This window comes from Escherichia sp. TW14182 (assembly GCF_000208525.1).
In the GTDB taxonomy this organism is placed as follows: Bacteria; Pseudomonadota; Gammaproteobacteria; order Enterobacterales; family Enterobacteriaceae; genus Escherichia; species Escherichia ruysiae.
On sequence record NZ_AEJZ01000149.1, the window covers coordinates 1 to 5,482 of the forward strand.

Genomic DNA, 5,482 nt, shown 5'->3' on the forward strand with positions numbered 1-5,482 from the left:
GGCGGTGATGGTTCTAATACCGGAACCACCACAACCACGACCACCAGTACCCAGTAATAACGTATGTATCCCCAAAATAATTCGAGTTGCAGGAAGGCGACAAGCGAGTGAGTCCCCGGGAGCATAGATAACTATGTGACCGGGGTGAACGAGTGTGGTCACCGCATCTGCAGCTTGAAGTATGACGGGGATTAACCATAACCACACTCCGGTGTGGTTATTCTGCCCCTCTGGAGAAGAGTCGTGAAGCGACCTGCACTCATTCTTATCTGCCTGCTATTACAGGCCTGTTCAGCCACGACTAAAGAGCTGGGCAATTCACTGTGGGACAGTCTGTTCGGCACGCCAGGCGTACAGCTGACGGACGATGATATTCAAAATATGCCCTACGCCAGCCAGTACATGCAGCTTAATGGCGGGCCGCAGTTATTTGTGGTGCTGGCCTTCGCTGAAGACGGACAACAAAAATGGGTCACTCAGGATCAGGCCACTCTCGTCACACAACATGGTCGTCTGGTGAAGACTTTGCTTGGCGGCGACAACCTGATTGAAGTAAATAACCTTGCCGCCGACCCGCTGATTAAACCCGCACAAATTGTTGATGGCGCAACATGGACGCGCACGATGGGCTGGACTGAGTACCAGCAGGTACGTTACGCCACCGCACGCTCAGTCTTCAAATGGGATGGCACCGATACCGTCAAAGTCGGCAGCGATGAAACTCCGGTTCGCGTGCTGGACGAAGAAGTCTCCACCGACCAGGCGCGCTGGCATAACCGCTACTGGATCGACAGCGAAGGACAAATTCGCCAGTCGGAACAGTATCTCGGCGCGGATTATTTCCCGGTGAAAACCACTCTCATCAAGGCAGCAAAACAATGATTAAACAAACTATTGTCGCGTTGATTTTGAGCGTGGGAGCGTCATCGGTCTTTGCGGCGGGCACCGTCAAGGTGTTCAGCAATGGCAGCAGTGAGGCCAAAACGCTGACGGGCGCAGAGCATTTAATCGATCTGGTGGGGCAACCGCGACTGGCGAATAGCTGGTGGCCCGGTGCGGTGATCAGCGAAGAGCTGGCAACGGCAGCAGCATTGCGGCAGCAGCAGGCGTTGCTGACACGGCTGGCAGAACTGGCAACAGATTCCAGCGCCGAGGATGCCGCCGCGATTAACGCCTTACGTCAGCAAATTCAGGCGTTGAAGGTGACGGGCAGGCAAAAAATCAATCTTGATCCCGATATCGTCCGCGTTGCGGAACGTGGCAACCCGCCGTTGCAGGGCAACTACACGCTGTGGGTGGGTTCCGCTCCGTCAACGGTCACGCTGTTCGGGCTTATCAGTCGTCCTGGCAATCAGCCATTCACCCCAGGTCGCGACGTAGCGAGCTATCTCTCCGGGCAGAGCCTGCTTAGCGGTGCAGATCGCAGCTATGCGTGGGTGGTTTACCCGGACGGGCGAACGCAAAAAGCGCCGGTGGCTTACTGGAACAAGCGTCACGTAGAGCCGATGCCCGGCAGCATTATTTATGTTGGCCTCGCGGACTCCGTCTGGAGTAAGACGCCTGATGCCCTGAACGCCGACATTCTTCAGACTCTGACGCAGCGGATACCGCAATAATGAAAAAAAGACATCTGCTTAGCTTACTGGCGCTGGGCATTAGCACGGCCTGCTATGGCGAAACGTATCCAGCGCCCATCGGGCCGTCGCAATCGGATTTCGGCGGCGTCGGTCTGTTACAAATGCCCACCGCGCGCATGGCGCGGGAAGGGGAATTAAGTTTGAACTATCGTGATAACGATCAGTACCGTTATTACTCTGCTTCAGTGCAACTCTTCCCGTGGCTGGAAACAACGCTGCGCTACACCGATGTGCGCACCCGGCAGTACAGCAGCGTCGAAGCGTTCTCTGGCGATCAAACGTATAAAGATAAAGCCTTCGATCTCAAACTGCGTTTGTGGGAAGAGAGTTACTGGCTACCGCAAGTAGCGGTTGGCGCGCGAGATATCGGCGGTACGGGGCTGTTTGATGCGGAATACCTTGTCGCCAGCAAAGCCTGGGGGCCATTCGATTTTATGCTCGGCCTGGGCTGGGGATATCTTGGCACCAGCGGTAACGTGAAAAATCCGCTCTGTTCAGCCAGTGATAAATATTGCTATCGCGATAACAGCTACAAACAGGCAGGATCTATCGACGGCAGCCAGATGTTCCACGGCCCGGCCTCACTGTTTGGCGGTGTGGAATACCAGACTCCCTGGCAGCCGCTGCGCCTGAAACTGGAGTATGAAGGCAATAATTATCAGCAGGATTTTGCCGGGAAGCTGGAGCAAAAAAGTAAGTTTAACGTCGGGGCGATTTATCGCGTTACCGATTGGGCCGACGTTAACCTTAGCTATGAACGCGGCAACACCTTTATGTTTGGCGTCACGCTGCGCACTAACTTTAACGATCTGCGCCCGTCTTACAACGATAACGCCCGCCCGCAATATCAACCGCAGCCGCAGGATGCCATTTTGCAGCATTCGGTGGTGGCGAATCAGTTAACGCTGTTGAAATACAATGCCGGACTTGCCGATCCGCAGATCCAGGCGAAAGGCGATACGCTGTATGTTACCGGCGAGCAGGTGAAATATCGTGATTCGCGTGAAGGGATCATTCGCGCTAATCGGATCGTGATGAACGATCTGCCGGATGGGATCAAAACGATCCGTATCACGGAAAACCGCCTTAACATGCCGCAGGTGACGACGGAAACCGATGTCGCCAGCCTGAAAAATCATCTCGTCGGCGAGCCGCTTGGGCATGAAACGAAGCTGGCGCAAAAACGCGTCGAGCCGGTGGTTCCGCAGTCCACCGAGCAGGGCTGGTATATCGACAAATCGCGCTTTGATTTTCATATCGATCCGGTGCTGAACCAGTCGGTCGGTGGCCCGGAAAACTTTTACATGTACCAACTGGGCGTGATGGGAACGGCGGATTTGTGGCTGACGGATCACCTGCTCACCACCGGTAGTCTGTTTGCTAACCTTGCCAACAACTACGACAAGTTTAACTACACCAATCCGCCGCAGGACTCGCACTTACCGCGCGTTCGTACCCATGTGCGCGAGTATGTGCAGAACGATGTCTATGTGAATAATCTGCAAGCCAACTACTTCCAGCATCTGGGCAACGGCTTCTACGGTCAGGTCTACGGTGGTTATCTCGAAACCATGTTTGGCGGCGCGGGGGCAGAAGTGTTGTATCGCCCGCTGGACAGCAACTGGGCGTTTGGTCTGGATGCCAACTACGTTAAACAGCGTGACTGGCGTAGCGCAAAAGATATGATGAAATTCACCGATTACAGCGTGAAAACCGGTCATCTGACCGCGTACTGGACGCCATCTTTCGCCCAGGATGTGTTAGTGAAAGCCAGCGTCGGGCAGTATCTGGCAGGCGATAAAGGCGGCACGCTGGAAATTGCCAAACGCTTTGACAGCGGCGTGGTTGTGGGTGGCTATGCCACAATCACTAATGTTTCGAAAGAGGAGTACGGAGAAGGGGACTTCACCAAAGGCGTGTATGTCTCTGTACCGTTGGATCTCTTCGCGTCTGGCCCGACACGCAGCCGTGCGGCAATTGGCTGGACGCCGCTGACGCGTGACGGTGGTCAGCAACTTGGGCGTAAGTTCCAGTTGTATGACATGACCAGCGACCGAAGCGTGAATTTCCGCTAAGTCATGGGAAAGGCGCCAGTATGCGCAATCACTGGCATCCTCATTCTTAATGGCCTGTCGAGCCATCAGGAACGCAGTTCACCCCCGGTTTGCGATCTGGTGTGTAAAGGCGAAAACATTCTGTCTTCCTGTCCGTCGATATCGGTTGCAGGTCTGGTTGCCTGAGCGACTGGGCCATCATTGGGCTGGAGACATTGCTTTGCGGTAGGTCGGCTTTATCAGCAGTACCGAGCGGACCAGCATAAGCAGGAAGAACAGAGACTGATAACAACAAAGCAGCAAAATAAGGCTTCATTTTTACCACCTTTATCAGGTTACGTTTCATTTGTTCCAGAGGAACATTGTCGATTTTTCGCGCTTTGCTGGTGGCCGGGAATCACCTGAATGGGTGATTTTTTGAGGCTGTGTGTCTTGCCGGATGCGCCGCCAGACGCGGCTTATCCGGCCTACGGGTAGGACGGATAAGGCGTTCACGCCGCATCCGGCGCTGGCGGGAGGCACCATCTAACACCAGGTTGAACAAAACATACACAAAAAATATAGATCCCCGTCACATTTTTGCGTTATACAGGAAGCTCGCCACTGAGTTGGAGGGCTGTTATGACGTCGTTATCTCGTCCGCGCGTGGAGTTTATCTCCACCATTTTGCAGACCGTTCTCAATCTTGGCCTGCTGTGCCTCGGCCTGATTCTGGTCGTATTCCTCGGCAAAGAAACGGTGCATCTGGCTGATGTGCTGTTCGCGCCAGAACAAACCAGCAAATATGAGCTGGTGGAAGGGCTGGTGGTTTACTTTCTCTATTTCGAATTTATCGCCCTGATTGTGAAGTACTTCCAGTCCGGTTTTCACTTTCCCTTACGTTACTTTGTCTATATCGGGATCACCGCCATTGTGCGCTTGATCATTGTCGATCATAAATCGCCACTGGATGTGTTGATCTACTCGGCAGCGATCCTGTTACTGGTGATCACACTATGGCTGTGTAATTCGAAACGGCTGAAGCGGGAGTAAAAAAAGGCGCTCCAGGGAGCGCCGAATAACAGTCACAAGTTGGGATAACGTAAGTTGAGGGTGCAGCGGCATAACATTGGCAGAACAACATCTTTAACCTTTCACACCACCTGCCGTCAGGCCATTGACCAGCCAGCGTTGAGCTAGCAAGAAGACGATGGTGATCGGTAATGCAGACATCACGGCAGCGGCGGCAAAATCGCCCCACAGGTAGTTTTGTGGGTTGAGGTATTGCTGCATCCCCACGGCCAGGGTGTAACTGTTCACGTCACGCAGTAACAACGACGCGACCGGAACTTCAGTAATGGCAGCGATAAACGACAGGATGAACACTACCGCCAGAATCGGTACTGACAGCGGCAGCAGTACGAGGCGGAAGGCTTGCCACGGTGTCGCACCGTCCAGCGCCGCCGCTTCTTCCAGCGAACTGTCGATGGTTTCGAAATAACCTTTAATCGTCCAGACGTGCAGCGCAATCCCGCCCAGGTAAGCAAAGATAACGCCGCCGTGGGTATTCAGTCCGATAAACGGAATGTACTCACCCAGACGGTCAAACAACGCATACAACGCCACCAGTGAGAGTACCGCCGGGAACATCTGGAAAATCAGCATTCCTTTCAGCAGCGTCGCTTTGCCTGGAAAGCGCATACGGGCAAAAGCGTAGGCGCAGGTGGTGGAGAGCGCCACGATACCAATCGCGGAAATCCCGGCGACCTTTACTGAGTTCCACAGCCACAGCAATACCGGGAACGGCGGAGG

General features: G+C 54.1%; 6 protein-coding genes. 4 read left to right on the forward strand and 2 right to left on the reverse strand.

From position 1 onward, the window contains the following. Positions 1–243 precede the first annotated feature (243 nt). Genes EQY_RS0113180 through EQY_RS0113190 form a run of 3 tightly spaced genes read left to right on the forward strand, consistent with a single transcriptional unit; the run spans position 244 to position 3,712 of the window. Positions 244–882, forward strand: a complete 639-nt coding sequence (locus EQY_RS0113180; protein ID WP_001296632.1) for a YjbF family lipoprotein — start codon at positions 244–246, stop codon at positions 880–882. Next, entirely contained in the window at positions 879–1,616 is a 738-nt protein-coding gene (locus EQY_RS0113185) for a capsule biosynthesis GfcC family protein (protein ID WP_000595527.1), read from the forward strand. The genes EQY_RS0113180 and EQY_RS0113185 overlap by 4 nt, the downstream gene beginning before the upstream one ends. Continuing rightward, positions 1,616–3,712 carry a YjbH domain-containing protein gene (locus EQY_RS0113190; protein ID WP_000745719.1) on the forward strand — a complete coding sequence of 699 codons (2,097 nt, stop codon included), beginning with the start codon at positions 1,616–1,618 and terminating at the stop codon, positions 3,710–3,712. The genes EQY_RS0113185 and EQY_RS0113190 overlap by 1 nt, the downstream gene beginning before the upstream one ends. A 46-nt stretch (positions 3,713–3,758) precedes the next feature. Here the strand turns inward: EQY_RS0113190 and EQY_RS25665 are convergent, their stop codons facing one another. Further along, on the reverse strand, positions 3,759–4,037 hold the full coding sequence (locus EQY_RS25665) for a hypothetical protein (protein ID WP_024212568.1): 279 nt from the start codon (positions 4,035–4,037) through the stop codon (positions 3,759–3,761). A gap of 275 nt (positions 4,038–4,312) precedes the next feature. Between EQY_RS25665 and psiE the strand changes: the two genes are divergently transcribed. After that, positions 4,313–4,723, forward strand: a complete 411-nt coding sequence (gene psiE / locus EQY_RS0113210; RefSeq protein WP_000202902.1) for a phosphate-starvation-inducible protein PsiE — start codon at positions 4,313–4,315, stop codon at positions 4,721–4,723. 93 nt (positions 4,724–4,816) lie between these two features. Here the strand turns inward: psiE and malG are convergent. Further along, positions 4,817–5,482: maltose ABC transporter permease MalG (malG, locus tag EQY_RS0113215; RefSeq protein WP_000298416.1), on the reverse strand; the 666-nt coding region annotated here is incomplete at its 5' end.

Coding starts and splice junctions, on each gene's coding strand:
- psiE (WP_000202902.1), top strand. CDS start 4,313: ATGACGTCGTTATCTCGTCCGCGCGTGGAGTTTATCTCCACCATTTTG.
- EQY_RS0113190 (WP_000745719.1), top strand. CDS start 1,616: ATGAAAAAAAGACATCTGCTTAGCTTACTGGCGCTGGGCATTAGCACG.
- EQY_RS0113185 (WP_000595527.1), top strand. CDS start 879: ATGATTAAACAAACTATTGTCGCGTTGATTTTGAGCGTGGGAGCGTCA.
- EQY_RS25665 (WP_024212568.1), bottom strand. CDS start 4,037: ATGAAACGTAACCTGATAAAGGTGGTAAAAATGAAGCCTTATTTTGCT.